Annotated in this window: 24 protein-coding genes; 14 read left to right on the top strand and 10 right to left on the bottom strand. The window is 74.8% G+C overall.

The genetic code is table 11. From position 1 onward, the window contains the following. Positions 1 to 104 precede the first annotated feature (104 nt). A complete protein-coding gene (locus DER29_RS10360) occupies positions 105 to 1,493 on the top strand; it encodes a benzoate/H(+) symporter BenE family transporter (RefSeq protein WP_305036119.1) in 1,389 nt (462 codons plus the stop codon). Here DER29_RS10360 and DER29_RS10355 read toward each other — a convergent pair. From DER29_RS10355 to DER29_RS10340, 4 genes are all read right to left on the bottom strand, one after another. Then, complete coding sequence (locus DER29_RS10355) at positions 1,435 to 1,809, bottom strand: hypothetical protein (protein WP_121397155.1); 375 nt, start codon at positions 1,807 to 1,809, stop codon at positions 1,435 to 1,437. The genes DER29_RS10360 and DER29_RS10355 overlap by 59 nt on opposite strands. A 108-nt stretch (positions 1,810 to 1,917) precedes the next feature. Further along, on the bottom strand, positions 1,918 to 2,166 hold the full coding sequence (locus tag DER29_RS10350) for a hypothetical protein (RefSeq protein WP_121397154.1): 249 nt from the start codon (positions 2,164 to 2,166) through the stop codon (positions 1,918 to 1,920). 82 nt (positions 2,167 to 2,248) lie between these two features. Then, positions 2,249 to 2,722, bottom strand: coding sequence for a large conductance mechanosensitive channel protein MscL (gene mscL / locus DER29_RS10345; protein WP_121397153.1), 474 nt, complete (start codon positions 2,720 to 2,722; stop codon positions 2,249 to 2,251). A 39-nt stretch (positions 2,723 to 2,761) separates the two neighbouring features. Beyond that, the gene (locus DER29_RS10340; protein WP_121397152.1) at positions 2,762 to 3,445 is read right to left on the bottom strand and encodes a FadR/GntR family transcriptional regulator; all 684 of its coding nucleotides are present in this window, start codon (positions 3,443 to 3,445) and stop codon (positions 2,762 to 2,764) included. A 50-nt stretch (positions 3,446 to 3,495) separates the two neighbouring features. On the opposite strand from DER29_RS10340, the gene DER29_RS10335 reads away from it, so the two are divergent. Beyond that, positions 3,496 to 4,797 (top strand): MFS transporter, encoded by a 1,302-nt coding sequence (locus tag DER29_RS10335; RefSeq protein ID WP_121397151.1) that lies wholly within the window; start codon positions 3,496 to 3,498, stop codon positions 4,795 to 4,797. A gap of 9 nt (positions 4,798 to 4,806) precedes the next feature. On the opposite strand, the gene DER29_RS10330 is transcribed toward DER29_RS10335, so the two are convergent. Beyond that, positions 4,807 to 5,163: an STAS domain-containing protein gene (locus DER29_RS10330; protein ID WP_092381119.1), complete on the bottom strand. Its 357-nt coding sequence runs from the start codon at positions 5,161 to 5,163 to the stop codon at positions 4,807 to 4,809. Between the two features lie 162 nt (positions 5,164 to 5,325). On the opposite strand from DER29_RS10330, the gene DER29_RS10325 reads away from it, so the two are divergent. From DER29_RS10325 to DER29_RS10300, 6 genes are read left to right on the top strand one after another with little or no spacing between them, the layout of a single operon-like run. Next, positions 5,326 to 6,183 carry an STAS domain-containing protein gene (locus DER29_RS10325; RefSeq protein WP_121397150.1) on the top strand — a complete coding sequence of 286 codons (858 nt, stop codon included), beginning with the start codon at positions 5,326 to 5,328 and terminating at the stop codon, positions 6,181 to 6,183. Beyond that, positions 6,183 to 6,596 carry an STAS domain-containing protein gene (locus DER29_RS10320; RefSeq protein ID WP_101413704.1) on the top strand — a complete coding sequence of 138 codons (414 nt, stop codon included), beginning with the start codon at positions 6,183 to 6,185 and terminating at the stop codon, positions 6,594 to 6,596. The genes DER29_RS10325 and DER29_RS10320 overlap by 1 nt, the downstream gene beginning before the upstream one ends. Then, positions 6,593 to 7,012, top strand: coding sequence for an ATP-binding protein (locus DER29_RS10315; protein WP_121397149.1), 420 nt, complete (start codon positions 6,593 to 6,595; stop codon positions 7,010 to 7,012). The genes DER29_RS10320 and DER29_RS10315 overlap by 4 nt, the downstream gene beginning before the upstream one ends. Continuing rightward, positions 7,000 to 8,028 carry a SpoIIE family protein phosphatase gene (locus DER29_RS10310; RefSeq protein WP_233599708.1) on the top strand — a complete coding sequence of 343 codons (1,029 nt, stop codon included), beginning with the start codon at positions 7,000 to 7,002 and terminating at the stop codon, positions 8,026 to 8,028. Before DER29_RS10315 ends, DER29_RS10310 begins: the two co-directional genes overlap by 13 nt. A gap of 29 nt (positions 8,029 to 8,057) precedes the next feature. After that, positions 8,058 to 9,386: a sensor histidine kinase gene (locus DER29_RS10305; protein WP_199729427.1), complete on the top strand. Its 1,329-nt coding sequence runs from the start codon at positions 8,058 to 8,060 to the stop codon at positions 9,384 to 9,386. A 1-nt stretch (position 9,387) separates the two neighbouring features. Further along, complete coding sequence (locus tag DER29_RS10300; protein ID WP_121397147.1) at positions 9,388 to 10,926, top strand: SpoIIE family protein phosphatase; 1,539 nt, start codon at positions 9,388 to 9,390, stop codon at positions 10,924 to 10,926. Positions 10,927 to 11,003: 77 nt separating this feature from the next. Here DER29_RS10300 and DER29_RS10295 read toward each other — a convergent pair whose 3' ends face one another. Next, positions 11,004 to 11,837 (bottom strand): AraC family transcriptional regulator, encoded by an 834-nt coding sequence (locus tag DER29_RS10295; RefSeq protein ID WP_121397146.1) that lies wholly within the window; start codon positions 11,835 to 11,837, stop codon positions 11,004 to 11,006. A gap of 31 nt (positions 11,838 to 11,868) precedes the next feature. Between DER29_RS10295 and DER29_RS10290 the strand changes: the two genes are divergently transcribed. The 4 genes from DER29_RS10290 to DER29_RS10275 all read left to right on the top strand — a co-directional run bounded on the left by DER29_RS10290 (position 11,869) and on the right by DER29_RS10275 (position 15,287). Then, positions 11,869 to 12,444 (top strand): TIGR03086 family metal-binding protein, encoded by a 576-nt coding sequence (locus DER29_RS10290; protein ID WP_121397145.1) that lies wholly within the window; start codon positions 11,869 to 11,871, stop codon positions 12,442 to 12,444. A 91-nt stretch (positions 12,445 to 12,535) separates the two neighbouring features. Beyond that, entirely contained in the window at positions 12,536 to 13,072 is a 537-nt protein-coding gene (locus DER29_RS10285) for a PadR family transcriptional regulator (RefSeq protein WP_121399128.1), read from the top strand. Next, on the top strand, positions 13,069 to 13,770 hold the full coding sequence (locus DER29_RS10280) for an ABC transporter ATP-binding protein (protein WP_121397144.1): 702 nt from the start codon (positions 13,069 to 13,071) through the stop codon (positions 13,768 to 13,770). Before DER29_RS10285 ends, DER29_RS10280 begins: the two co-directional genes overlap by 4 nt. Then, on the top strand, positions 13,767 to 15,287 hold the full coding sequence (locus DER29_RS10275) for an FtsX-like permease family protein (protein WP_121397143.1): 1,521 nt from the start codon (positions 13,767 to 13,769) through the stop codon (positions 15,285 to 15,287). Before DER29_RS10280 ends, DER29_RS10275 begins: the two co-directional genes overlap by 4 nt. A gap of 25 nt (positions 15,288 to 15,312) precedes the next feature. Here DER29_RS10275 and DER29_RS10270 read toward each other — a convergent pair whose 3' ends face one another. Further along, positions 15,313 to 15,501, bottom strand: coding sequence for a hypothetical protein (locus DER29_RS10270; protein ID WP_121397142.1), 189 nt, complete (start codon positions 15,499 to 15,501; stop codon positions 15,313 to 15,315). 95 nt (positions 15,502 to 15,596) lie between these two features. On the opposite strand from DER29_RS10270, the gene DER29_RS10265 reads away from it, so the two are divergent. Then, on the top strand, positions 15,597 to 16,538 hold the full coding sequence (locus DER29_RS10265) for a threonine/serine dehydratase (protein WP_121397141.1): 942 nt from the start codon (positions 15,597 to 15,599) through the stop codon (positions 16,536 to 16,538). 49 nt (positions 16,539 to 16,587) lie between these two features. Here DER29_RS10265 and DER29_RS10260 read toward each other — a convergent pair whose 3' ends face one another. Then, complete coding sequence (locus tag DER29_RS10260) at positions 16,588 to 18,684, bottom strand: S9 family peptidase (RefSeq protein ID WP_121397140.1); 2,097 nt, start codon at positions 18,682 to 18,684, stop codon at positions 16,588 to 16,590. 90 nt (positions 18,685 to 18,774) lie between these two features. On the opposite strand from DER29_RS10260, the gene DER29_RS10255 reads away from it, so the two are divergent. Then, entirely contained in the window at positions 18,775 to 20,124 is a 1,350-nt protein-coding gene (locus DER29_RS10255) for an FAD-binding oxidoreductase (protein WP_121399127.1), read from the top strand. A gap of 20 nt (positions 20,125 to 20,144) precedes the next feature. On the opposite strand, the gene DER29_RS10250 is transcribed toward DER29_RS10255, so the two are convergent. After that, the gene (locus DER29_RS10250) at positions 20,145 to 20,576 is read right to left on the bottom strand and encodes a hypothetical protein (RefSeq protein WP_121397139.1); all 432 of its coding nucleotides are present in this window, start codon (positions 20,574 to 20,576) and stop codon (positions 20,145 to 20,147) included. 208 nt (positions 20,577 to 20,784) lie between these two features. Continuing rightward, positions 20,785 to 22,857 carry a SpoIIE family protein phosphatase gene (locus DER29_RS10245; RefSeq protein WP_121397138.1) on the bottom strand — a complete coding sequence of 691 codons (2,073 nt, stop codon included), beginning with the start codon at positions 22,855 to 22,857 and terminating at the stop codon, positions 20,785 to 20,787. Positions 22,858 to 23,082: the final 225 nt, after the last annotated feature.

Below are 23,082 nucleotides of genomic sequence, written 5' to 3'. Positions count from 1 at the left end.
GGCGCCCGGATCGGGGGCCGATCGGTGGACTGGTGACGTCTGCGGCACCCCGCTATGGTGCTACAGGTTCTTGTTCCGTAAACGGAACGGTCGGGGGAGGCGGGATGGCGGGACTGTCGCAACCGGTGCTGGCCGGCGTGGTGACCGCGCTGGTCGGCTTCGCCAGTTCGTTCACGGTGGTGCTGGCCGGCCTGCGGGCCGTCGGCGCCTCCGACGCCCAGGCCGCGTCCGGGCTGCTGGCGGTGTGCGTGGCCTCCGGGATCTCCGCCGTCTGGCTGGGCCTGCGGCACCGGATCCCGATGAGCGTCGCCTGGTCCACCCCGGGCGCGGCGCTGCTGGTCGCCACCGGTGCGGCGCCCGGCGGTTGGCCCGTCGCCGTCGGGGCGTTCCTCGTCTCGGGTGGGCTGATCGTGGCCGCCGGGCTGTTCCCCGCGCTCGGGCGGGCCGTCGCGGCGATCCCCCGGCCGGTCGCGGGCGCGATGCTCGCGGGCGTCCTGCTGCCGCTCTGCACCGCCCCCGTCCGCGCGCTGGTCGAGGTGCCCCGGCTGGCCGTCCCCGTGGTGCTGGCCTGGCTGCTGCTGCACCGGTTCGCCCGCCGGTGGGCGGTGCCGGGCGCGCTGGTCGTCGCGGTGGCGGCGATCGCGCTGACCACGCCGGTCTCCGGGCTCGGCGGCGCGCGGCTGCTGCCCGCCGTCGAGCTGACCGCGCCGGCCTGGAGCCTCTCCGCGATGGTCGGCCTCGCGTTGCCGCTCTTCCTGGTCACCATGGCCGCGCAGAACGTGCCGGGGATGGCGGTGCTGGTCGGCTACGGCTACCGGCCGCCCTTCGGCGCCGCGCTGCGCGCCACGGGGCTGACCACCGTGGTCGCGGCGCCCGCCGGCGGGCACGCGGTCAACCTCGCCGCGATCACCGCCGCGCTGGCCGCCGGCCCGGACGCCCACCCGGACCCGGACCGTCGCTGGATCGCGTCGGTCACCGCCGGGATCGGGCTGGCCCTGCTGGGGCTGGGCGCCGGGGCGGCCACCGCGCTGGTCGCGCTCGCCCCGCCGGTGCTGATCGAGGCGGTCGCCGGGCTGGCGCTGCTCGGCGCGCTGGCCACCGCGCTCACCTCGGCGCTGGCGGAGCCGGCGGCCCGGGAGGCCGCGGTGGTCACCTTCGTGGTCACCGCCTCCGGGGTGACCCTGGTCGGCGTGGGCGGGGCGTTCTGGGGCCTGGTCGCGGGCGGGGTGATGCTCCTGCTCTTCCGCCACCGCTCCGGCGGGCCGGCCGCGCCGGAGCCGGCGCCCGGACCCGCGACCGCATCGCCGGGGCCGGATGCGGCCGAACCGGGTGTGGCCGGGCCTGCTGCGACCGGGCCTGCTGCGGCCGCTCCGGCTTCGACCGGACCGGATTCCGTCGCGGTCGCCTCGTCGCCGGGTGGCGGCGGGGCGGCGCCTACTCCTCGGGGGGCAGGTGGCGGGCCGGGACGTCGAGGCGGACCTGGTCGTCGGTGACGGCGGCGATCTGCTCGGCGAGCACGTAGACCGCGCCGGTGCGGACCAGGTCGGTGGAGACCTTCAGGTAGCCGCTGTGCAGCAGTCGGGCCGCCAGGTCGGCCGGCACGTCCGGCTCCTCGACGGCCGTCGACTCGATCAGCTCGTCCAGGCTGCTGCCCGGGTCGGCGGTCGGCGCCTGCACGGTCACCGCGTTCGGGTCGCCCCGCTGGACCAGGTCGACGGTGCCGACCTCGGTGCCGTCGACGTCGACCACCCGCATGCCCGTGGTGATCCGGGAAACTGTCGCCTGTCGCTCGGTGCCCTGCTGCTCCATCCTGGCGCGGTTCCCGGCCCCCGCTCCGGCTAAACCATCGTCGAGATCTTGGACAGTTGCCGCTCGGGCCGAACGGCAACTGTCCAAGATCTCGTGGTGGCGTACCGGTCACGCCTCCGGGGACCAGGCGCTCGGCGGGCGGGGGGAGAGCTCGCGCCACGTGTCGGTGCCCTGGAGCAGTGCCCGGACCGTCTCCTCGGCGTCCTCGGCGGTGTCGTACTCGTAGAACCGGGAGACGCCCTCGGAGCCGCCGGCGCGCTGCTCGACGTGCCACCGGTCGGCGTCCACCCGGAGGAAGACGTCGCGCCGGGCCAGCCGGCCCCATTTCCCGTTCCACCAGTGCTTCCGCTGCTCCATGGCGGGGACTCTATCGAACAGGCGTACGAAAATGTGCGGCCCCTGCGGGAATCCCGCAGGGGCCGGTGTGCGTGCGCCGGGTTCAGCGCGGAGTGGGCGGTTCCTCCCGGCGGCCCAGCACCTCGTCGAGCGCGCCGCGCCGCTGTCCGGGGGTGGTGTGGCCGGCGGCGACCAGGGCGTCGCGGATCTCGGTGAGCAGCCGGACCTCCTCGCTCGGCGCCTTCGGCGGCGGCTCCTCGCCCCGCTTGCGTCGCTCGGCCAGCTTGTTCATCGGGAACACCACGAGGAAGTAGAGCGCCGCCGCGGTGAGCAGGAAGGTGATCAGCGCGTTGACGAAGGCCACCCAGTCGAACGGGATCTCGCGGAACGTCGGTGTGGAGCCGGTGAGGCCGTTCTTGCTGCCGGTGAGCAGCGCGATGAGCACCCGGACCAGCGGTTCCAGGAACGACTTGGTGAGCTGGGTGACCACGCCCGTGAACGCGGCGCCGATGACGACACCGACCGCCAGGTCGACGACGTTTCCGCGCATGATGAAGTCTTTGAAGCCCTTGAGCATCCGTACTCCCGAGGTGTCCGGTCTTCCGTCCGGCACAACCTATGCCCCGGGCGTGGGCTCCAGAAAAGCGCCGGCCTCGATCGCCGCGCGGTCCGGGTCGCCGGCCCGGATCGCCTCGACCAGCCGGGAGTGGTCGACGTAGCGCTCCGGCTCCAGCGCGTCGCCCATCGACTGGGCGACCGTGCTGCGCAGCGCGGTGCCGACCGAGGCGTACAGCTCGGCGAGCATGCCGTTGTGCGCCGCCGCGACCACGGCGGTGTGCAGCGCCGCGTCGGCCTCCACGAACTCGTCGACCCGGCCGCCGCCCCAGGCCGCCTCGCGGGCGGCGAGCGCGCCGTCCAGGGCCGCCAGGTCCTCGGTCGTACGCCGTAGCGCGGCGAGCCGGGCGGCCTCCACCTCGAAGGCGCGGCGCACCTCGACCACCTCGACCATCCGGTCGGCGGTGAGCCGGCGGGCCACCACCGGGGCCAGCTCGTCGGTCGACACCACGTACGTCCCGGAGCCCTGCCGGCACTCCAGCACCCCGGCGTGCACCAGCGCCCGCACCGCCTCGCGGACCGTGTTGCGGCCCACGCCGAGCGCCGCGACGAGCTGCGGCTCGGTGGGGATCCGCCCGCCGACCGGCCACTCGCCGCCGAGGATCCGCTCCCTGAGCTGGGCGATGGTCTGCCGCACCCGGTGTCCCCGCGGTGGCGCGGTGGCGGAATCAACCGACGGTGGCACTGGTTACAACACCTGCCCGAAATTCATCCCATGATTGTAGGTTCGGACGCATGACCCCGCCAACCACCGCCGCCCCGGCCGCACGCGTCGACGTCGACGCCGGCGCCTCGCCGGGTACGTCGGGTGACGACCTCCGGTCGTCCCGCGCCGCCGCGCCGGCCGGCCCGGTCGCCGGTGGCCTGCTCGTACTCGTCGGCATGCTGCTCGTGGCGCTCAACCTGCGGGCCGCGATCACCAGCCTCGGCGCCCTGCTCGACGAGGTACGCGGCGGCCTGGCCCTCTCCGGTGCGCTGGCCGGGGTCGTGACCACCCTGCCCGCGGTGGCCTTCGCCGTCTTCGGGTCACTCACGCCCCGGCTGGTCCGCCGGAACTCCCCGGCCCGGGTGCTGGTGGTGGCGATGCTGATCCTCGCCGCCGGGCAGCTCGTCCGGGTCGGTACGGACTCCGCGCTGGTCTTCATCGCCGGCAGCGCCCTCGCGCTGGCCGGGATCGCGGTGGCGAACGTCCTGCTCCCGCTGCTGGTCAAGCAGTACTTCCCGCACCGCATCGGGCTGGTCACCGGGGCGTACTCGATGACGTTGACGGTGGGCGCGACGGTGGCCGCCGCGGCGGCGGTGCCGGTCGCGCACCTCTTCGGCACCTGGCGGGCCGGGCTCGCCGTGTGGGCCGGGCTGGCCCTGGTGGCCGTACTCCCGTGGGTGCCGCTGGCGCTGCGGGCGCGCGCGGCCCGACGGGCGGCGACCTCGGCGGCGGTGGCGCCCCGTCCCCGCCGCATCCGGCCCGGGCGGACCCGGCTCGGCTGGGCGATGGCGGTCTACTTCGGGACGCAGTCGCTGGGCGCCTACGCGATCATGGGCTGGCTGGCCCAGCTCTTCCGCGACGCCGGCTACCGGCCGCAGGACGCCGGCCTGCTGCTCGCCGGGGTGACGGCGCTGGGCGTGCCGATCGCCCTGCTGATGCCGACCCTGGCCGGGCGGCTGCGCACCCTGCACCCGCTGGTGCTGACGCTCTCCGCCGCGATGGCCCTCGCCTACGTCGGGATGGCCGTCGCGCCGCACGACGGTGCGCTGCTCTGGGTGGTGCTGCTCGCCATCGGGCAGAGCGCCTTCCCGATGATCCTGGCCACCATCGGGCTGCGCGCGCGGACCACCGAGGGAACGGTGGCGCTCTCCGCCTTCAGCCAGAGCGTCGGCTACCTCATCGCGGCGCTGGGGCCGCTGCTGGTGGGCATCCTCTACGGGACGACCGGCGGCTGGACCGTCCCGATCGGGTTCCTGCTGGCGGCACTCGCTGTGCAGACCGGCGCGGGCATGGTGATCGCCCGTCCCCGACACATCGAGGACGAGGCGTGAGGGGGACCGTCAGGAGGAGGCCGGCGTGGGGTCGCCGGCCACGGCCTGGTCGACCGTCGGATAGGTGTGCAGCACCTCGACGAGACCGCTCACCTCGAGGATGCGCAGCACGCCCCGCTGCGGTGCGGCCAGCCGTACCACGCCGCCCGCCTCGTCGCAGCTGTTCTTGGCCCGGACGAACACCGACAGCCCCGTGGAGTCGCAGAACGAGACGTTCGCCAGGTCGAAGACGAGCCGGCTGCGGCCCTTGTCGAGCAGGTCGGTGATCTGGTCCTGCAACTGCGGTGCGGTCGCCATGTCCAGCTCGCCCGCGACCGATACGACGACCACGTCGCCGCGCTGTTCCGTGTGCACCGTCAAGGACATTCGCCAGACCTCCTGTTATCGGGGAAACGGTATCCCACGATCGGGGTGGTATGCAGAACGGGAGGCGGTATCCGGTGGCCGTCCTCATTCGTTTGCCCTGCGACAAGTAGCGCTCCGGCCTCCGGTGATAGAGTCCGCCGTCGAGGTCGAAGGGGGTTCACCATGGCGTTGAGCGCCGAGGAAAGCAGCCGGCTGGCCGGTCTGCTGACCGGTCACGCCGAGCGGATCATGCAGCGCTGGACGGAGATCGCCGCCGGGTCGCTGCGCGGGCGACTCAGTCAGGGCGAACTGCGCCGGCAGATGCAGGAGCTGCATTCTAGCATGATCACGGCAAGTGAGCAGGGAGCCGTCGACCTCGACTCCGAGCAGGCCACCGAGCTGCGCGCCGTGCTGTCGGAGCTGTCCCGGGGACGCGCCCGGCAGGGCTTCTCCGCCTCCGAGACCGCGGTCAGCGTGTTCTCGCTCAAGGAGGTGCTGCTGGAGCTGGTGGAGGCCGAGGGCGGCCCCGACGCGCTCCGCGACTACGTCGCCTTCTCCGGCCTGATCGACCAGATGGGCCTGTTCACCTTCGAGAGCTTCGTACGCACCCGCGAGAGCCTCATCGCCGACCAGGCGGAGCAGCTGCTGGAGCTGTCCACCCCGGTGGTGAAGCTCTGGGAGGGCGTGGTCGCCGTGCCGCTGGTCGGCACCCTCGACTCGGCCCGGGCCCAGGTGGTGATGGAGCGGCTGCTCCAGACCCTGGTCGACACCGGCTCGCCCTACGCGATCATCGACATCACCGGCGTACCGGCGGTGGACACCCAGGTCGCCCAGCACATCCTCAAGACCGTGGTGGCCGCCCGGTTGATGGGCGCCGACTGCATCATCTCCGGCATCCGGCCGCAGATCGCGCAGACCATCGTGGCCCTGGGCATCGAGTTCGGCGACATCGCCACCAAGGCCAGCCTCGCCGACGCGCTGCGGCACGTGCTCCGGCTCACCGGGGTCGAGACCGGCCGCCGCCAGCGCCGGGAGGCCTGATGGAGCGGGTGCCGATCCTCAAGATCGGCGACATCCTGCTGGTCTCCATCCAGGTCGACATGTCCGACCAGACGGCCGTCCAGCTCCAGGAGGACCTCGCGGAGCGGATCGTCGCCACCGGCTGTCACGGCGTGATCATCGACATCACCGCCCTGGACATCGTCGACTCCTTTGTCGGGCGGATGCTGTCGACCATCGCGTCGATCTCCAAGGTGCTCGACGCGGAGACGGTCGTGGTCGGGATGCGTCCCGCCGTCGCCATCACCCTGGTCGAGCTGGGCCTGTCGCTCAACGGCATCCGGACGGCGCTCAACGTCGAGCGGGGCATGGAGCTGATCGCGGCGGCCCACGCCGACGAGCACGAGCTCGCGTTCGACGACGAACCGGACGCCGAGACGACGGCGTTGTCATGACCGCCGGAGTCGACCTGGGCCAGCCGCAGGCGCAGGCGATCCGCAGCGACGAGGACGTGGTACGGGTCCGGCAGTTGGTGCGTACCGTGTCGGTGGCGGTCAAGCTCTCGCTGGTCGACCAGACCAAGATCGTCACCGCGGCGAGTGAACTGGCCCGCAACACCCTGGTGTACGGCGGCGGCGGCTCGGTGGAGGTGGCCACGGTGGACAACGGCCGGCGGCGGGGCGTGCGGATCGTCTTCGCCGACTCCGGCCCGGGCATCGCCGACCTCGACCTGGCGCTGACCGACGGCTACACCACCGGCGGCGGGCTCGGCCTCGGGCTCAGCGGCGCGCGCCGGCTGGTCGACGAGTTCGACATCCAGACCGCCGTGGGCGAGGGAACCCGGATCACGGTCACCAAATGGTCCCGATGAACGACGACGTGGTCTCCGACCGCGGAGTCTGGTTCCGGGTCGAGAACGGCAGCACGGCCAGCGCGGTGCGTCGGGCCGCCGAACGGCTCGGCGTCCAGCTCGACCTGGGCGATGCCCGCACCGCCGACCTGGCCATCGTCGCCGCCGAGCTGACCAGCAACCTGGTCAAGCACGCCGACGACGGTGTCCTGCTGCTGCGGCCGGCGCGGCGCGACGGGGAGGCCGGCGTGGAGCTGGTCGCCCTCGACACCGGGCCGGGGATGGCCGACCTCACCGCCTCCTCCCAGGACGGGCACTCCACCGTCGGGACGCTCGGCATCGGCCTCGGCGCGATCGTCCGACAGGCCAGCTGGTTCGACGGCTACTCCCGGCCGGAGCGCGGCACGGTCCTCGCCGTACAGGTCTGGCCGAAGCCCGACGGCGGGCACGAGCGGCCCTGGGTCGGCGCGCTCAGCCGGCCGCTGGCCGGGGAGTCGGTCAGCGGCGACGGGTACGCGTGGCGGATCGTCGAGGGCCGGCGCCAGGTGCTGGTCTGCGACGGCCTGGGACACGGGCCGCTCGCCTCCGCCGCCACCGACGCCGCGCTCGACGCGTTCCGCAAGGCGCCGGTGGGGGCGCCGTCGGCGGTCGTCGCGCACCTGCACCGCTCGATGTCGCACACCCGGGGCGCGGCGCTGGCCGTGGCCGAGCCGGACCCGTCGGCCGGGATGCTGCGCTACTCCGGGCTGGGCAACATCTCCGCCGCCGTGATTGGCGCCGACGGCAAGCGGCGGGGCCTGGTCTCGCTGCCCGGCATCGCCGGGCACCAGCGCCCCTCGGTCCGGCAGTACGACTACCCATTCGAGTCCGACTCCCTGCTGGTCATGCACAGTGACGGGGTGGTCGACCGCTGGCAGCTCGCCGACTATCCCGGTCTCGTCGACCGTTCGCCCCTGGTGGTGGCCGCGACGGTGCTGCGTGACGCCGGCACCCGCCGCGACGACGCCTGCGTCCTGGCCGTCCGGGCATGGTCGTGACCGGACCCACCGGGGCGCCGCTGCTGACGATGGCGCTGCGGGTCGAACACGACATCTTCGTCGTCCGCCAGCGGGGCCGTGAGGTCGCCGCCGCGGTGGGCCTGGAGCACCAGGACCAGGTACGCATCGCCACGGCGCTCAGCGAGGTCGCCCGGGACCTGCTGCACTCGGTCGGCGGGGCGGAGGTGGCATTCGTGCTCGTCGATGACGCCGTCGACGGCAGGCGCCACCTGCGGGTGGACCTCGTCCCGGCGCGTCCGCTGCCCGGCGGCCGGTACGAGCCGCAGTCCGGCGCGGTGGCGCGGTTGGTGGACAAGTTGGGCGTGGTGACCGGGGAGGGGGTTACGGTCGTGAGGATGTCCCGACGTGTCCCGGTCACCGCAGAGGTGCTGACCCCCGAGCGTCTCGCCGAGCTGCGCTCCGAGCTCGACCGGAACGCCCCGGGCAGCGCCCTGGACGAGCTGACCGCCCAGAACGCCCAACTGGTCGCCGCCCTCGACGAGGTACGCAGCCAGCGCGACGAGCTGGCCGTCCTGAACGAGGAGCTGGAGGAGACCAACCGCGGGGTGATGGCGCTCTACAACCAGCTCACCGAGGAGCTGGAGGAGACCAACCGCGGCGTGGTGGCCCTCTACGCCGAGCTGGACGAGAAGTCCGCCCAGCTGCGCGCGGCCAGCGAGTCGAAGAGCCGCTTCCTGGCGAACGTCAGCCACGAGCTGCGGGCGCCGGTCACCGCGATCATGGGCCTGGGCCGGCTGCTCGGCGACTCCGCCTCCGACCCGCTCACCGCCGAGCAGGCCCGCCAGGTCGGGCTGATCCGCTCCTCGGCGGGTGACCTCCTCACGCTCGTCAACGAGCTGCTCGACCTGGCCAAGGCCGAGTCGGGCCGGATCGAGCCCGACTGGACCGAGGTCGACCTGCGGCCGGTCTTCGGCCAGTTGCGCGGCACGCTACGGGCCCTGGCCACCCGCCCCGACGTGGAGTTCGTGGTGGAGGAGCCGCCAGTTCCGGCGACGCTGCGTACGGACGAGGTGCTGCTCGCCCAGGTCCTGCGCAACCTGCTGCACAACGGACTCAAGTTCACCGAGCGCGGGGAGGTCCGGCTGCGGGCGGAGCGGCGGGACGAGCGCTGGTCGCTCATCGTCTCCGACACCGGCGCGGGCATCCCCCCGGAGCTGCACGAGCGGATCTTCGAGGAGTTCTACCAGGTGCCCGGCGCCACCCGGGTCGGCGGCACGGGCCTCGGCCTGCCGTACGCGCGGCGGTTGGTGAACCTGCTCGGTGGCAGCCTGACGGTGTCCAGCGAGCCGGGCCGGGGCAGCACGTTCACGGTCACCCTGCCCGTCGGAGGAGCGTGAGGTGGAGGGTGGCCCGGCGACGGTGCTGGTGGTCGACGACAGCCCCACCAAGCGCTACCTCCTGGTCAGCTGGCTCTCCCGGGCGGGCTTCACCGTGCTGGAGGCCGAGAACGGCGCCGAGGCGCTGGCCCGGGTCGGGGTGGACCCGATCGACCTCGTGGTGCTCGACGTGCGGTTGCCCGACATCAACGGGTTCGAGGTCTGCGAGCGGATCAAGGCGGCGCACCCGGCGATGCCGGTGATCCACGTGTCCGCGCACGCGGTGGACGTGGCGGACCGGGCGCAGGGGCTGACCCGGGGCGCGGACGCGTACCTGGCCGAGCCCATCGAGCCGGAGGAGCTGGTCGCGACCTCCCACGCGGTGCTGCGCTACTACCGGGCCCGGCAGCGCGCCGAGCTGCTCGCCGAACGGCTGCTCGGGCTGGCCGACACCACCGTGGCGGTGCACTCCGCCCCGAACTTCGCACGGCTGCTGGAGGCGGCGGCGGCCGGCGCCGCCCAGATCTTCAAGAGCCCGGCCGCCGTGATCGCCGAGACGTTCGAGGGCGACTGCCTCGCCGGGATCGCGGACGGCCCCGGCGGCCCGGCCACGATCGTCCCGTGGATCGTCGACGACGCCGGGGTGCCCACCGGGACGACGGTCCGGGTGGACGAGCCGGCCGCCTGGGGCCTGGTCGAGTGGCCGTCGGACGACACGGTCACGGTGGCCGCCGCCCGGCTGCGCGAGGACCGCGCGCCGCTCTACGTCGTGGTGCCCACCGCCACGCAGACCGCCCGCACTCCGGTGCTGCGGCAGCTCGCTCAGGCGGTGGCGGCGGCTGTGGAGGCGCAGCGCTCCTTCGACGAGGAGCACCGTATCGCGGTCACGCTCCAGCGCAGCCTGCTGCCGCGCCGGATACCGCAGGTCAACGGGCTCGACATGGCCGTCCGCTACGAGCCGGCGAGCGCGCAGACCGAGGTGGGGGGCGACTTCTACGAGCTGGTGATGCTTGACGGTCACCTGCTGCTGGCGATCGGCGACGTGGCCGGTCACTCGCTGCACGCCGCGACGGTGATGGCCGAGCTGCGGCACGCGGTGCGGGCGTACGCGGTGGAGGGGCACCAGCCGGGCGAGATCCTCGACCGGGTCAACGAGCTCATGCGCACCCTGCTCCCCAACGAGCTGGCCACGATCTGCGTGCTGCTGCTGCACCCGCCCAGCGGCCGGGTGCGGCTGGCCAGCGCCGGTCACCTGCCGCCGCTGCTCAGTCTGGACGGCAAGGTGGAGTTCGTGCAGCACTCGGCCCCGCTGCTCGGGGTCCGCGCGCCACGGCCACCCGACCTGGAGTTCGTGCTGCCGGCCGGGGCGACGCTGGTGTTCTACACCGACGGGCTGATCGAGCGGCGGGACACCACGATCGACGACGGGCTGGCCGCCCTGGCCGTAGCCGCCGGCCGGGTCGAGGACGACCTGGACCAGTTCTGCGAACGGCTCCTGGTCGAGCTGGCCCCGCCGGAGATCCACGACGACGTCGCCGTGGTGGCCCTCCGCCGCCGCTGACCGTCGGGCGTCCCAGCGGGACCCGGTGGCCCCCGGGGCACGCCTGCGTCGCCGCGCCCGAAGCGCGGGTGCGCCGGTCAGCCGAGCGACCGGGCGTACGCGGCCGGGGAGACGCCGGTGACGGCGGTGAACTCCCGAACCAGGTGGGCCTGGTCGCTGTAGCCCAGGTCGGAGGCGAGCGCCGCCCAGTCCTGCGGCCCGCCGGCGGCCTGCTCGATCGCCTCCTGGAGCCGGTAGCGCCGGATGACCCACTTGGGGCCGACGCCGACGTACTCCAGGAAGAGCCGCTGCAACCGGCGGACGGAGCTGTCGTGCCGCCGGGCGAAGTCGCTCACCCGCAGGATGTTCCGGTCGGCGCGGATCTTCTCGACCAGCGCGATGACCTCGTCGGCGACCGGGTCCGGCTCGGGCGCCCAGGCGGTCAGGACGGCGTCCAGCGCGGCGCAGCGCTCGTCGTCCGTACCCTCGCAGACCGCGCCGCCCACGGCGGCCCGCGGGGGCGCGCCGGCACCGGTCGGGTCGGCGGCGCCGGGGCCGGTGGTGAGGGGCTGGCGCCGCCCGGTCAGCTCGGCGACCGACCGCCGCCAGTAGGGCCGGAAGCCGCCCGGGCGGAACTGGACGCCGCAGACCTGGCCGCTGCCGGCCAGCGTGATCGAGAGCAGTCGCAGCCCGACGCCGGCGATCTGGGCGGTCTCGGGGGCGTCGTCGTGACGGGCGAAGACCACGTTCACCGCGGGATGGGGCACGACCCGCTGCACGAACGGCTCGGTCAGCCGCCAGTCGACGAGCCAGTAGTGCTCCACATAGGGCAGTAGCGCGGCGGCCGGCAGGCAGCGGCGGAGCCGGACCCGCCGCAGCAACCGGTGGGGGTCCAGAATTCCCCGGCTGTCGCGGCGCGGCTGGTGTCGCATTTCTTCAAGACGATCCTCATACGCTGACCCTATGTCCACAAAGACTAGCGATCTGTTGGCAGCCGCGGCGCCCCGTACCGTCGCGGTGATCCGGGGAATCTCCGACGACCATTTGGACCTGCCGACCCCCTGTAGCGACTACGCGGTACGCGACCTGCTCAACCACTTCTACCAGGCGGTGGTCAACCTCCGGGTGCTGGCGGCGAAGCAGCAGCCGGAGTGGGTGGAGGAGCCCGACCACCTGACCGAGGGCTGGCGCGACCGCTTCGAGGGCGAGATCGCGAAACTGATCGAGGCGTGGTCGGATCCGGCCGCCCTGGAAGGCGACTCGCCCGGGATGGGCATGCCGCAGGAGACGGTCGGCAACATCGCGCTGCTCGAACTCACGGTGCACGGGTGGGACCTGGCCATCGCCACCGGTCAGCCGTTCCAGCCGGCGCCGGAGGCGCTGCCCCCGATCTACGCGTTCATGGAGCAGCAGGGCCCGACGGCCCGCGAGCGTGGCCTCTTCGCGGAGCCGGTGGGCACGTCCTCGTCGGACGCCTCGGAGATCGATAGTCTCCTCGCCCTGACCGGGCGGCACCCCGCCTGGTCGGCCGGCGCCTGATCGGACAGCCCTCCCTCTCACAGGCCCGCGCGGCATCCCGCCGCGCGGGCCTCCTTGACAGTCACTATTCGCTCGGTGAATAGTGACCCGGGTGTCCACCCCGCACCTGCTGCTCGGCCTCCTCGCCGCCGGCAACCGGCACGGCTACGAGCTGAAGCGCGCCCACGACGAGCGCCTGCCCCGCGCCCGGCCACTGGCCTTCGGGCAGGTCTACTCGACCCTCGGCCGGTTGCAGCGGGACGGCCTGGTGGCACCCGCCGGGCAGGAACGTGAGGGCGGTCCCGACCGCACCGCGTACTCGCTGACCGCCGACGGCCGGGCCGCGCTCCAGCGGTGGCTCGCCGAGGTCGAGCCGCCGATGCCCTACGTCGCCAGCACGCTCTTCGCCAAGGTGGTCGTGGCGCTGCTGGTGGCCGACGCGGACCGGGCCCGGGCCTACCTCGTCGCCCAGCGGCAGGCCCACACCGAGCGGCTGCGCGAGCTGACCGCGGTGAAGACGGCGCCCTCGGCCAGCCTCGACGACATCGTCGCGGCCGACTTCGCCATCGCCCATCTCGACGCCGACCTGCGGTGGTTGCAGACCACCCTGGGCCGGGTCGCCGACTGGCACCGGGAGGTGCACTCGTGACGCAACTTCAGGCTCGCGGCGTGGTCAAGGCCTACGGGCGGACACCCGCGCTGCGCGGCGTCACGCTCGACGTCGCCGAGGGGGAGATCGTCGCCGTCACCGGCCCGAGCGGCTGCGGCAAGTCCACCCTGCTGCACTGCCTCGCCGGCATCCTGCGCCCGGACGCCGGTGAGGTGAGCTGGAACGGGCAGCGGATCGACACCTGGTCCGAGGCGGCACGGTCCAGGCTGCGGCGCACCGAGTTCGGGGTGCTCTTCCAGTTCGGCCAGCTCGTTGCCGAGCTGACCGCCGCCGAGAACGTCGCCCTTCCGCTGCTCCTCGCCGGCACCCGGCGGCGGGAGGCGCGGACGGCGGCACTGTCCTGGATGGACCGGCTCGGCGTGGCCGACCTGGCCGACGTCCGGCCGGGCGAGATGTCCGGCGGCCAGCAGCAGCGCTGCGCGACGGCGCGGGCCCTGGTCACCGAGCCCCGGGTGCTCTTCGCCGACGAGCCGACCGGCGCGCTGGACACGCTCACCGGCGAGCAGGTGCTCGTCCAGCTGGTCCGGCTCGCCCGCGACCAGCGGACCACGGTCGTCCTGGTCACCCACGAGCCGCAGATCGCCGCGTACGCCGACCGCGAGGTCATCCTCCGCGACGGCATGGTCGACCACACCGGGCTCGGCCTCGACACCCCGCTGCCGGGCAGCCGCCGGTGAGACCGTCGACGCTGGTACGCCTCGCCCTGGCCGGCACCCGCACCGACACCGTCCGGGTGGCGCTGACCGCGCTCAGCGCCGCCCTGGCGACCCTCGCCGCCCTCGCCGCGCTCACCGTGCTGGCCATCCCCACCCCGCCCGCCACCGACGGCAACGGCAGCCGCTGGTCCCAGCAGTACGCCAACCAGCTGCTCGTCGAGCCGGGGCTGCGCGGCGGCACGGCCTTCGCCCTGCTGCTGCTCATGATTCCCGTGCTGGCGTTGGCCGGGCAGTGCGCCCGGCTCGGCGCCCCGGCGCGGGACCGCCGGCTGGCCGCGTTCCGGTTGGCCGGCGCCACCCCGGGCCAGGTGACCCGGATCGCCGTGCTGGAGACCGGCCTGGCGAGCCTGCTCGGCACGCTGGCCGGCGCGTCGGTCCACTTCGCCGGCCGCGAGCTGTTCGACCGGCCCGACGCCCGGGGGCGGCTCGTCCTCCCCACCGACGTGCTGCCCCCGGCGGGCGTGTTGGCGGCGGTGCTGGCGGGGCTGCCGGTCGTGGCGGCGCTGGCCACCGCGCTGATGCTGCGCCGGGTGAGCACGACCCCGTTCGGCGTGCTGCGTACGCAGCGCCGGGAACGCGGCCCTCGGCCCTGGGCGGGCGTCCTCATCGGCGCGGGGCTGGCCGCCTTCCTCGCCGTCGGACCGGTCACCCGCTGGTACGTCCGGCGTGGCGCCGACGGACCGTCGTGGCTGGTGCCGGCGCTGCTCGTCGGCGGCGGGCTGGCCGCGATGATCGGGGTGGTCGTCGGCACCGGCTGGATCTCCTGGATGGCCGGGCGGGCGCTGCACCGCTACGCCCGGGGGCCGGCCGCGCTGCTCGCCGCCCGCCGGCTGATGGCCGACCCGTGGGCGGGCAGCCGCACCTTCGCCGCCCTGCTGGCGGCGGTGCTCCTCGGCGCGGGCGCGGCCGGGCTGCGGGAGTACTTCGTGGCGTCGGCCGAGCTCAGCCGGCGAACCGGGTCCGGGATGGCGGGCGGCGACTTCTACCTGCGGACCATGGATCTGGTGGACCTGGCGGTGGCGGTGGCCATGCTGGTCGCCGCCGGTGGGCTGGTCGTCGCGGTGGTGGAGGGGATCACCGCCCGGCGGCGCGCGTACGCGGCCCTGGTGGCGACCGGGGTGCCCCGGTCCACGCTCGGCCGGTCCATCGCCTGGCAGTCGCTGGCCCCGGCCGTGCCGGCGGTGGCCGTCGCGCTCGCCGTGGGCCTGCTGCTGGCCCGGGGGCTCTTCCGCGCGCCGACCGCAATTCACTACGACGAGGTCTGCGACGCCACCGCGCAGCTCTGCGCCGACCCCGCCACCCGGGCGCGCCACACCCGGGTCGTGGAGATGCCGGAGGTGACCGTGCCGCCCGACGTACCGCTGGAACAGCTGGCCCTGCTCGGGGCCGGCGCCCTGGCCGGGGTGCTGGTGACGGTCGGCGTGGGCCTGCTCTTCCTGCGCGCGGGCACGGCCGTGGAGGAGCTGCGCGCGACCTGAGCCGCGACACGCCCCCGGTGCCGGGTCAGGCGGTGAACAGGCCGGTGGCGAGCGCGAGCAGCGTCCCGGCGGCGGCGGAACAGCAGCACACCAGCAGGAACGCGACCACCGCGAGGATCGCCCAGACGCGCCGGTCGCGCGCCGCCGCCCGCCACCCCGCCGCCGGTACGCCGCCGGCCGGCTCGTCGTCGTCCACCCCGTCGCCCCCGGTCACTCCGGCAGTCTAGGGGCCCGTCCGCGCCGTCCCCGACGTCCCGACCGGAACGACACGGGACTGTCGGCGTCCCCCGGCTCGGGCAGGATGGGGCGATGGAGCTGGTCTCGATCACCGACGTCCACAACGCCGCCGCCGACATCGCGGGCACCGTGCTGCGTACCCCGCTGCTGCGGACCGGCTGGGACGCGGAGCTGTGGCTCAAACCGGAGAGCCTGCAACCGGTGGGGTCCTTCAAGCTGCGCGGCGCGACCCACGCGGTCGCCCGGCTGACGCCCGACGAGCGGTCGCGCGGCGTGGTCACCCACTCGTCGGGCAACCACGGCCTGGCGCTGGCGTACGCGGCCCGCGCGGCCGGCGTGCCGTGCCGGATCGTGGTGCCCGAGGGTGCCCCGGCGGCGAAGGTGGACCGGATCCGGGCGCTGGGCGTCGAGGTGCTGCTGGTGCCGCCCCCGCAGCGCGGCCCGGAGGCGGAGCGCATCGCGGCGACCACGGGCGCGGTGCTGGTGCCGCCGTTCGACGACCGGCGGATCGTCGCCGGGCAGGGCACGGTCGGGCTGGAGATCGTCGAGGATCTGCCCGACGTCGACGTGGTGCTGGTGCCCGTGGGCGGCGGCGGGCTCTCCTCCGGCGTCGCCACCGCGGTGACGGCGCTGCGGCCGGCGGCGACGGTGATCGGCGTCGAGCCGGAACTCGCCGCCGACGCCCGGGAGTCGCTGGCGGCCGGGTCGGTGGTGGTCTGGGGCGAGGAGCGCACCTATCGGACGATGGCCGACGGGCTGCGCCTGCCGCCGTCCGAGCTGACCCTCGCCCACCTGCGGGCCCGGCTCGACCGCATCGTCACGGTGACCGAGGAGGAGATCCGCGCCGCGATGGGCCGGCTGGTGCGCGACGCCCGCCTGGTCGTGGAGCCGAGCGGCGCCGTGGCCGTGGCCGCCCGGCTGTTCCGCGCCGCCGAGCTGCCGCCCGGTCGTACGGTCGCCGTCGTCACCGGCGGCAACGTCGACCCGGCGGTGCTGGCGGGCGTGCTGGGGTGAGCGGGCGCCGGGAAGGGCCCTCGTCGGCGAGGGCCCTTCCCGACCCCGTTCAGGCGCGGCCGAGGCGGTCGAGGATCCAGGCGTTGACGAACGCCTCCTCGCGCCAGGAGTCGTAACGGCCGCTGGGGCCGCCGTGGCCGGCGCCCATCTCGGTCTTCAGCAGGTAGTCGCCCTGCGGCGCGACCTCCCGCAGCCGGGCGATCCACTTCGCCGGCTCGTGGTAGAGCACCCGGGTGTCGTTGAGGCTGGTCACCGCGAGGATCGCCGGATAGTCCACCGCCCGCACGTTCTCGTACGGCGTGTAGGACTTCATGTACGCGTAGACCTCCGGGTCGGCGAGCGGGTTGCCCCACTCCTCCCACTCGGTGACGGTGAGCGGCAGCGACGGGTCGAGGATCGAGGTGAGCGCGTCCACGAAGGGCACCTGCGCGACGATCCCGGCGAACGCGTCCGGGGCGATGTTGGCGACCGCGCCCATCAGCAGCCCGCCGGCCGAGGCGCCCCGGGCCACGAGCCGGTCGCTGGTCGTCCAGCCCGCCTTGACGAGGTGCCGGGCGCAGGCGACGAAGTCGGTGAACGTGTTCTTCTTGGCCAGCAGCTTGCCCTGGTCGTACCAGCGGCGGCCCAGCTCGCCGCCGCCGCGGATGTGCGCCACGGCGTAGATGACGCCCCGGTCCAGCAGGGAGAGCCGGGCGACGGAGAACCACGGGTCCATGCTCGCCTCGTACGAGCCGTAGCCGTAGATCACGCAGGGGGCGGAGCCGTCCTTCGGCGTGCCGGCCCGGCAGACCAGCGAGATCGGCACCCGGGTCCCGTCGTCGGCCAGCGCCCAGTCGCGGTGCTGCTCGTAGTCGGCCGGGTCGTACGCCCGCCCGTCCGGCCCGGGCTTCACCGGCTTCTGCCGGCGCAGCACCATCTGCCGGGTGACCAGGTCGTAGTCGTAGACCGAGTCGGGCGTGACCAGCGAGGTGTAGCCCAGCCGGATCTGCCCGGTGCGGTACTCCGGGTTGCCCTGGAGGCCGACGCTGTAGAGCGGCTCCGGGAAGTCGATGTCGTACGCGTCGCCGCCGCCGACGGGCAGCACCCGCAGCCCGGTCAGCCCGTTGGTGCGCAGCGAGACGACCAGGTGGTCGGCGAAGGCGTCCACCGCCTCCAGCCGGGTGCCGGGCGAGTGCTCGATGAGCGGCACCCAGTCGCCGGGCGCGTCCGCCGAGGTGTACGCCAGCGCGAAGTCCTCCGCGCCGTCGTTGTGCAGGATCAGGAAGCGGTGCCCGTGGTGCTCGACCGTGTATTCCACGCCCTGCCGCCGGGGCGCCACGGACGCCGGCGCGCCGGTCGGGTTGCCGGCCGGGATCACCAGCACCTCGCTGGTGATCTTGCTGTGCACGTCGATGAGGATGAACCGCTCCGAACGGGTCAGCTCCACGCCGACCCAGAACCGCTCGTCGTCCTCCTGGTAGACCACCACGTCCTCGGTGGACGCCGTGCCCAGGGCGTGCCGCCAGACCCGGTTCGGGCGCCACGTCTCGTCCACCGTCACGTAGAACAGCACGGAGGCGTCGGCGGACCAGGCGGTGCCGTAGAACGTGTCGGGCACCTCGTCGGGCAGCAGCTCGCCGGTGGAGAGGTCCTTGACCCGCAGCGTGAACCGCTCGTCGCCCGAAAAGTCCGTGGAGTAGGCCAGCCAACGCCCGTCCGGGCTGACGTCGAACGCGCCGAGCGCGAAGAAGTCGTGCCCCTCGGCGAGCAGGTTGCCGTCGAGCAGCACCTCCTCGCCGTCGAGCGGCGCGCCGTCCGCGCTGACCGGCGGCTCGGTCTCGCCGTCCCGGACCGCCCGGCGGCACTGCACGCCGTACTGCTGGCCCTCGACCGTCCTGGTGTAGTACCAGTAGCCGCCCTTGCGGCCGGGGACCGACAGGTCGGTCTCCTGGGTGCGCCGGCGGATCTCCTCGAACAGGTCGGCGCGCAGCCCTTCGAGATGCGCCGTCCGGGCCTCGGTGTACGCGTTCTCGGCGGTCAGGTAGGCGATCGTCTCCGGGTCGTCCTTGGCGGTGAGCCAGGCGTACTCGTCGACGACGGTGTCGCCGTGGTGGGTGCGCTCGCTGGGCACCCGCTTGGCCGTGGGCGCGGGGGTCTCGGTGGTCACGGCGCCACGTTACCGGCCGCGCGCCGCCCGCCGCGCGGCCTCGACCGCGACCCGCCGCCACACCTTTCGAACATGTGTACGATGGCCGGCATGGCGGCTGCAGCGAGTTCCACCGACCGGCCCGGAGCCCTCGACATCACCCGGCGGTTGACCGAGATCTGCGGCCCGCCGTTCGCCCGCTTCGCCGGCCCCGCCGACGAGGTGGCCGGCCGCCCGGCCCGCTGGGTGGCCGTCCCGGGCGGTGCGCACGCCGCGGCCGAGGTGCTGCGGCTCGCCGCCCGGCACGACCTGACGGTGGTGCCGCGCGGCGCCGGCACGAAGATCGACTGGGGCGCCGCCCCCGACCGGGTCGACATCATGCTCGACACCGGCCGGCTCGCCGGGATCGGGCACGAGCCGGTCGGCGCGCCCACCACCGAGGTCGGGGCGGGCACCCCGCTGCGCGCGGTGCAGTCCACTCTGGACCGCACCGGGCAGCGCCTGGCGCTCGACGCTCCCTCGCCCGGCGCCACCCTCGGCGGCGTGCTCGCCGCCGGCGAGGCGGGACCGCTGCGGCACCGCCACGGCAGCCCCTGCGACCAGCTCGTCCGGGTGCGCTACCTCGACGCCGACGGCGAACTCGTCGACGCCGGGGGCGGCGCCGCCGGCCTGGAGCTGGCCCGGCTGCTCTGCGGCTCGCAGGGGGCGCTCGGCGTGCTGGTCTCCGCGACCCTGCGGGTGCAGGCCGTCCCGGCCGGCCGGATCTGGGTCAGCCGACCGGTGTGGACCCCGCTGGAGGTGCACGACCTGATCCGCACCGTGCTCGCCGCGCGCTTCGACCCGGCGGCGGTCGAGCTGGACCTGCCGGCCGGCGCGGGACCCCGGCCGCGCCAGGGCAGCCGGGCCGCCGCGATGGCCGCGCACCCGTCCATGGCGGGGCGCGTCCGCGGCGGCCCGGCCGGTGCCGGGCGGCTGGTGGTGCTGCTGGAGGGCGGTCCGGCCGACGTGGCCGAGCGCGCCGACCGGCTCGTCGCGCTCCTCGGCCCGGGCACGGCCGCCAGCCACGCCGCGCCCGAGTGGTGGCGGCGCTACCCGTTCGGCCCCGGCGACACGGCGCTGCGGATCGAGGTGCCGATCGCCGACCTGCACGCCGCCGTCTACGCGCTGCGGGACGCCGCCGGCGGCCCCGTCCCGGTGCGCGGCTCCGCCGGCCTCGGCGTGGTGCACGCGGCCCTGCCCGGCGCCATGTCGCCCGACCGGGTGGCGTCGATCCTGGCCGCCGTCCGCGGCGTGCTCCTCGCCCGGCAGGGCCGGTGCGTGGTGGTCTCCGCGCCGCCGGCCGTCCGGCGGGCCGTCGACCTGTGGGGCGAGCTGGCCGGGCTGGCCCGGCTGCGCGCGGCCAAGGAACACCTCGACCCGCACCACCGCCTCGCCCCGGGCCGCCTGCCCGGCGGCCTCTGACCGCCCGGGCAGCTCACGGCTCAGTCCATCCACCATCGGTGCAGGTCGGCGCCGATCGGCGTGAAGCGGCTCGCGGCCACGATCACCGCGCCCACGGTCAGGGCGAGCAGCATCCGCCACGTGCGGCGGGACATCGCCGACCGGTCCCGGGCCAGCAGCACCACGGCGTGGACCGCCAGCAGCGGCCCGGCGACCAGGCCGGCGAGGTAGAGCAGCGACACCGCGCCGTACAGCCAGGTGAGGGGGTTCGCCCCGCCCAGGCCGAACGGCACCAGATCCTTCGGGTCGTACGCCCCGCTGCGCATCTCCTCGGGGCCGACCCCGGCGGCGGCCATCCGGCCGACCCAGAGCGCGAGGACGACGACGAAGGCGGCGGTGAGCGCCGACTGGGCGGCGACGACGCTGCGCAGCAGCGGCGGACGCTCGGCGGCTCCATGGACGGTGCTCGACATGCGGTCAACCTAGCGAACTCGCCCGGTGGCGCCGGCCGGTCCGAAGAAGTGCCCGCTCGACCGGCCGTCCGTAGCGGTGCCCGCCGGCGTGGTCGTCCGACCGGATCGCGCGGCACCGGGGCGAGCTGTCGGAGCCGGCCCGCGCGTGTCGGCCTGTGGCGTCGACGCCGCGCGGTGCCGCGACGCGTGCCGGCCCTGTCACCGGCGCTCAGGCGTCGTTGCGGAGCACCAGGATGGCGATGTCGTCGCGGGGCGCCTCGATCGAGAAGCCGATCGCCGTCGAGCGGAGCCGGGCCGCGATCACGTCGGCCGGGTAGCCGGCCAGCGGGGCGGCGGCGTCGCGCAGCCGGTCGGTGCCGAACAGCTCCCGGCCGCGCCGCCGCTCGGTGACCCCGTCGGTGTAGAAGACCAGCGAGTCGCCCGGGTCGAGCGGCACCTCCGCCGTCGGGGAGGCGATCGAGTCGAGCAGGCCGAGCGCGGTGCCCCCGGTGCCGACGAAGCGCGCCCCGCCGCCGGCGGGCAGCAGCACCGGCCGGTCGTGGCCGGCGAGGTGCAGGGAGACGTCGAGCTGGTCGCCGTCGCCGGGGCCGACCGCCGCCAGGGCCAACGTGCAGTAGCGCCCGCCGCCCCGCTCGATCAGCGTCTCGTTGACCCGGGCCAGCGCCTCCGGCAGCGGCTTGCCGTCGCCCACCAGCACCCGGATGACGTCGCGGACCAGGCCGGTGACCGTGGCCGCCTGCACCCCCTTGCCCGATACGTCGCCGATCACCACCAGCCAGCGGCCGTCCGGCAGGGGCACCACGTCGTAGAAGTCGCCGCCGACGTCGACGTCGCCGCCGGTCGGGACGTACTCGGCGGCGAAGCCGATGCCCTCGACCACGGGCAGCACCGGCGGCAGCAGCGACTGCTGGAGGGTGTGCGCGACGCGCCGGCGCTCGGCGTGGATCCGGGCGTTCTCGATCGCCAGCGCCGCCCGCCGGGCGACGTCCTCCAGCACGGCGACCTCGTCCGGGTCGTGCCGGTGTCGCTGGTGCCGGCCGACGGCCAGCGTGCCCAGCCGCTGCCCCCGCGCGATCAACGGGACGGCGAAGCCCTCCATCGGCGCGCCGAGCGGCATCTGGGTGCCGTTGCGGGACGCCTCGCGCAGCCGGGCCTGGATCGACTCCGGGCCGGTCTCCGCGAGCACCTGGTGCAGCTGGGGCAGCACCGACTCGTCGGCGTGGCTGGCCGCCGCGAGGCGGAGCCGGCCCCACTCGTCGGTCGTGTGCACCGCGCACCACTGCCCGAGCCGGGGCACCACGAGCTGGGGGACGAGCGCCATGGTCAACTCGACGTCCAGCGACTGCGCGAGCAGCTCGCTCGCCTCGGCGAGGAAGGTCAGCCAGGCCTGCCGGCGGACGTCCGCCCGGCGCAGCCGGTCGTTCTCCAGGTGCAGCGAGAGCCGCTCGGCCATCAGCACGGCCAGCGGTCGGGCGTACGCCGACGGTGCCGCGTCCAGCTCCAGTTCGCCGGCGTACGGCCGGTGCACGGCCAGCGCCACCCGGAGCAGCTCGTTGCCGGGCCGGGGCTGGCGACCGTACCGGGCCAGCACCTGGGTGCCCTGCCCGTCGCCCCGGTCCAGCCGCACGACCCCGCCCGCCGCGCCGACCATCTCCGCCACCCGGGTGAGCAGGCTGGTCGCGAAGTCGGGCAGCGGATCCTCGGCGTACGGGTCGGGGGTGGTCTGCATCAGCTCGCTCATGGCACCGGCGCTCGGCGCGGAACTCTCCGGGGTCGCCGGTGCGCCGCCCCCGGCGGTCGCCGCGGCGGGCACCCCGGGGTGCCGGGTGCCCGCGGCCGGGCCGGGCAGGTCCAGCCGGAACCACACCCCCTTGCCGGTGGGCAGGTAGGTGGTGCCCCAGCGGCTGGCGAAGTGGTCGACCAGCAGCAGCCCCCGGCCGCGCTCGGAGACCTCGTCGATGTCGGTGGCGTCGTTGCGTACCCCGACGGTCAGCTCCTCCACCGGGCCGGCAGCGAAGTCGGACACGGTGACGGTGATCCCGACCGGGTCGGCGACCACCTCGACGTCCAGCTCGGTGCGGGCGTGCTCCACCGCGTTCGTGGAGAGTTCGGTGGTGAGCAGCATGGCCTCGTTGGCCAGTTCGTCCAGGTGGGCCTCGGTGAGGACGGAGCGCACGAGGGCCCGCGCCGCAGCTGGCGTACGCCGGTCCGCGGGGAGCCGGACGCGCCGGACGTGCTCGTCTCGGCCCCCGGTCGCCGCGGGCCCCGCCTCCGCTGACACCCCCGTATCCTCCACCGCCACCCACGCGGGTGCCAAGCCGATCCCCGTACGCACGCCCCCGCCCCGCCCCTTCCGCCTCGTCGATCATGCAATTGTGGTGGGCGGTCGGCGAAGTCTGACCCGTTTCGTCGGGCACCACGACTGCATGATCGACCCCTGAACCGCGGCCCGGCGGGGCGGGGCGGGGCCTTGGGGGAGGGGTGGGTCGGGCGCGTGGGCGTGGTG

Origin of the sequence: Micromonospora sp. M71_S20, from assembly GCF_003664255.1 — a bacterium.
Taxonomy (GTDB): domain Bacteria; phylum Actinomycetota; class Actinomycetes; order Mycobacteriales; family Micromonosporaceae; genus Micromonospora.
Note: the sequence above shows the minus strand (reverse complement) of the source record. Positions and strands in the feature narration are given on the sequence as shown.

What these genes read in the sequence shown, in the direction of transcription:
- DER29_RS10330 (WP_092381119.1), bottom strand. Translation starts at nt 5,163, where the DNA reads ATGTCCTTGACGGTGCACACGGAACAGCGCGGCGACGTGGTCGTCGTA.
- DER29_RS10320 (WP_101413704.1), top strand. Translation starts at nt 6,183, where the DNA reads ATGGAGCGGGTGCCGATCCTCAAGATCGGCGACATCCTGCTGGTCTCC.
- DER29_RS10335 (WP_121397151.1), top strand. Translation starts at nt 3,496, where the DNA reads ATGACCCCGCCAACCACCGCCGCCCCGGCCGCACGCGTCGACGTCGAC.
- DER29_RS10355 (WP_121397155.1), bottom strand. Translation starts at nt 1,809, where the DNA reads ATGGAGCAGCAGGGCACCGAGCGACAGGCGACAGTTTCCCGGATCACC.
- DER29_RS10290 (WP_121397145.1), top strand. Translation starts at nt 11,869, where the DNA reads ATGTCCACAAAGACTAGCGATCTGTTGGCAGCCGCGGCGCCCCGTACC.
- DER29_RS10325 (WP_121397150.1), top strand. Translation starts at nt 5,326, where the DNA reads ATGGCGTTGAGCGCCGAGGAAAGCAGCCGGCTGGCCGGTCTGCTGACC.
- DER29_RS10350 (WP_121397154.1), bottom strand. Translation starts at nt 2,166, where the DNA reads ATGGAGCAGCGGAAGCACTGGTGGAACGGGAAATGGGGCCGGCTGGCC.
- DER29_RS10250 (WP_121397139.1), bottom strand. Translation starts at nt 20,576, where the DNA reads ATGTCGAGCACCGTCCATGGAGCCGCCGAGCGTCCGCCGCTGCTGCGC.
- DER29_RS10265 (WP_121397141.1), top strand. Translation starts at nt 15,597, where the DNA reads ATGGAGCTGGTCTCGATCACCGACGTCCACAACGCCGCCGCCGACATC.
- mscL (WP_121397153.1), bottom strand. Translation starts at nt 2,722, where the DNA reads ATGCTCAAGGGCTTCAAAGACTTCATCATGCGCGGAAACGTCGTCGAC.
- DER29_RS10295 (WP_121397146.1), bottom strand. Translation starts at nt 11,837, where the DNA reads ATGCGACACCAGCCGCGCCGCGACAGCCGGGGAATTCTGGACCCCCAC.
- DER29_RS10255 (WP_121399127.1), top strand. Translation starts at nt 18,775, where the DNA reads ATGGCGGCTGCAGCGAGTTCCACCGACCGGCCCGGAGCCCTCGACATC.
- DER29_RS10310 (WP_233599708.1), top strand. Translation starts at nt 7,000, where the DNA reads ATGGTCCCGATGAACGACGACGTGGTCTCCGACCGCGGAGTCTGGTTC.
- DER29_RS10360 (WP_305036119.1), top strand. Translation starts at nt 105, where the DNA reads ATGGCGGGACTGTCGCAACCGGTGCTGGCCGGCGTGGTGACCGCGCTG.
- DER29_RS10305 (WP_199729427.1), top strand. Translation starts at nt 8,058, where the DNA reads ATGGCGCTGCGGGTCGAACACGACATCTTCGTCGTCCGCCAGCGGGGC.
- DER29_RS10315 (WP_121397149.1), top strand. Translation starts at nt 6,593, where the DNA reads ATGACCGCCGGAGTCGACCTGGGCCAGCCGCAGGCGCAGGCGATCCGC.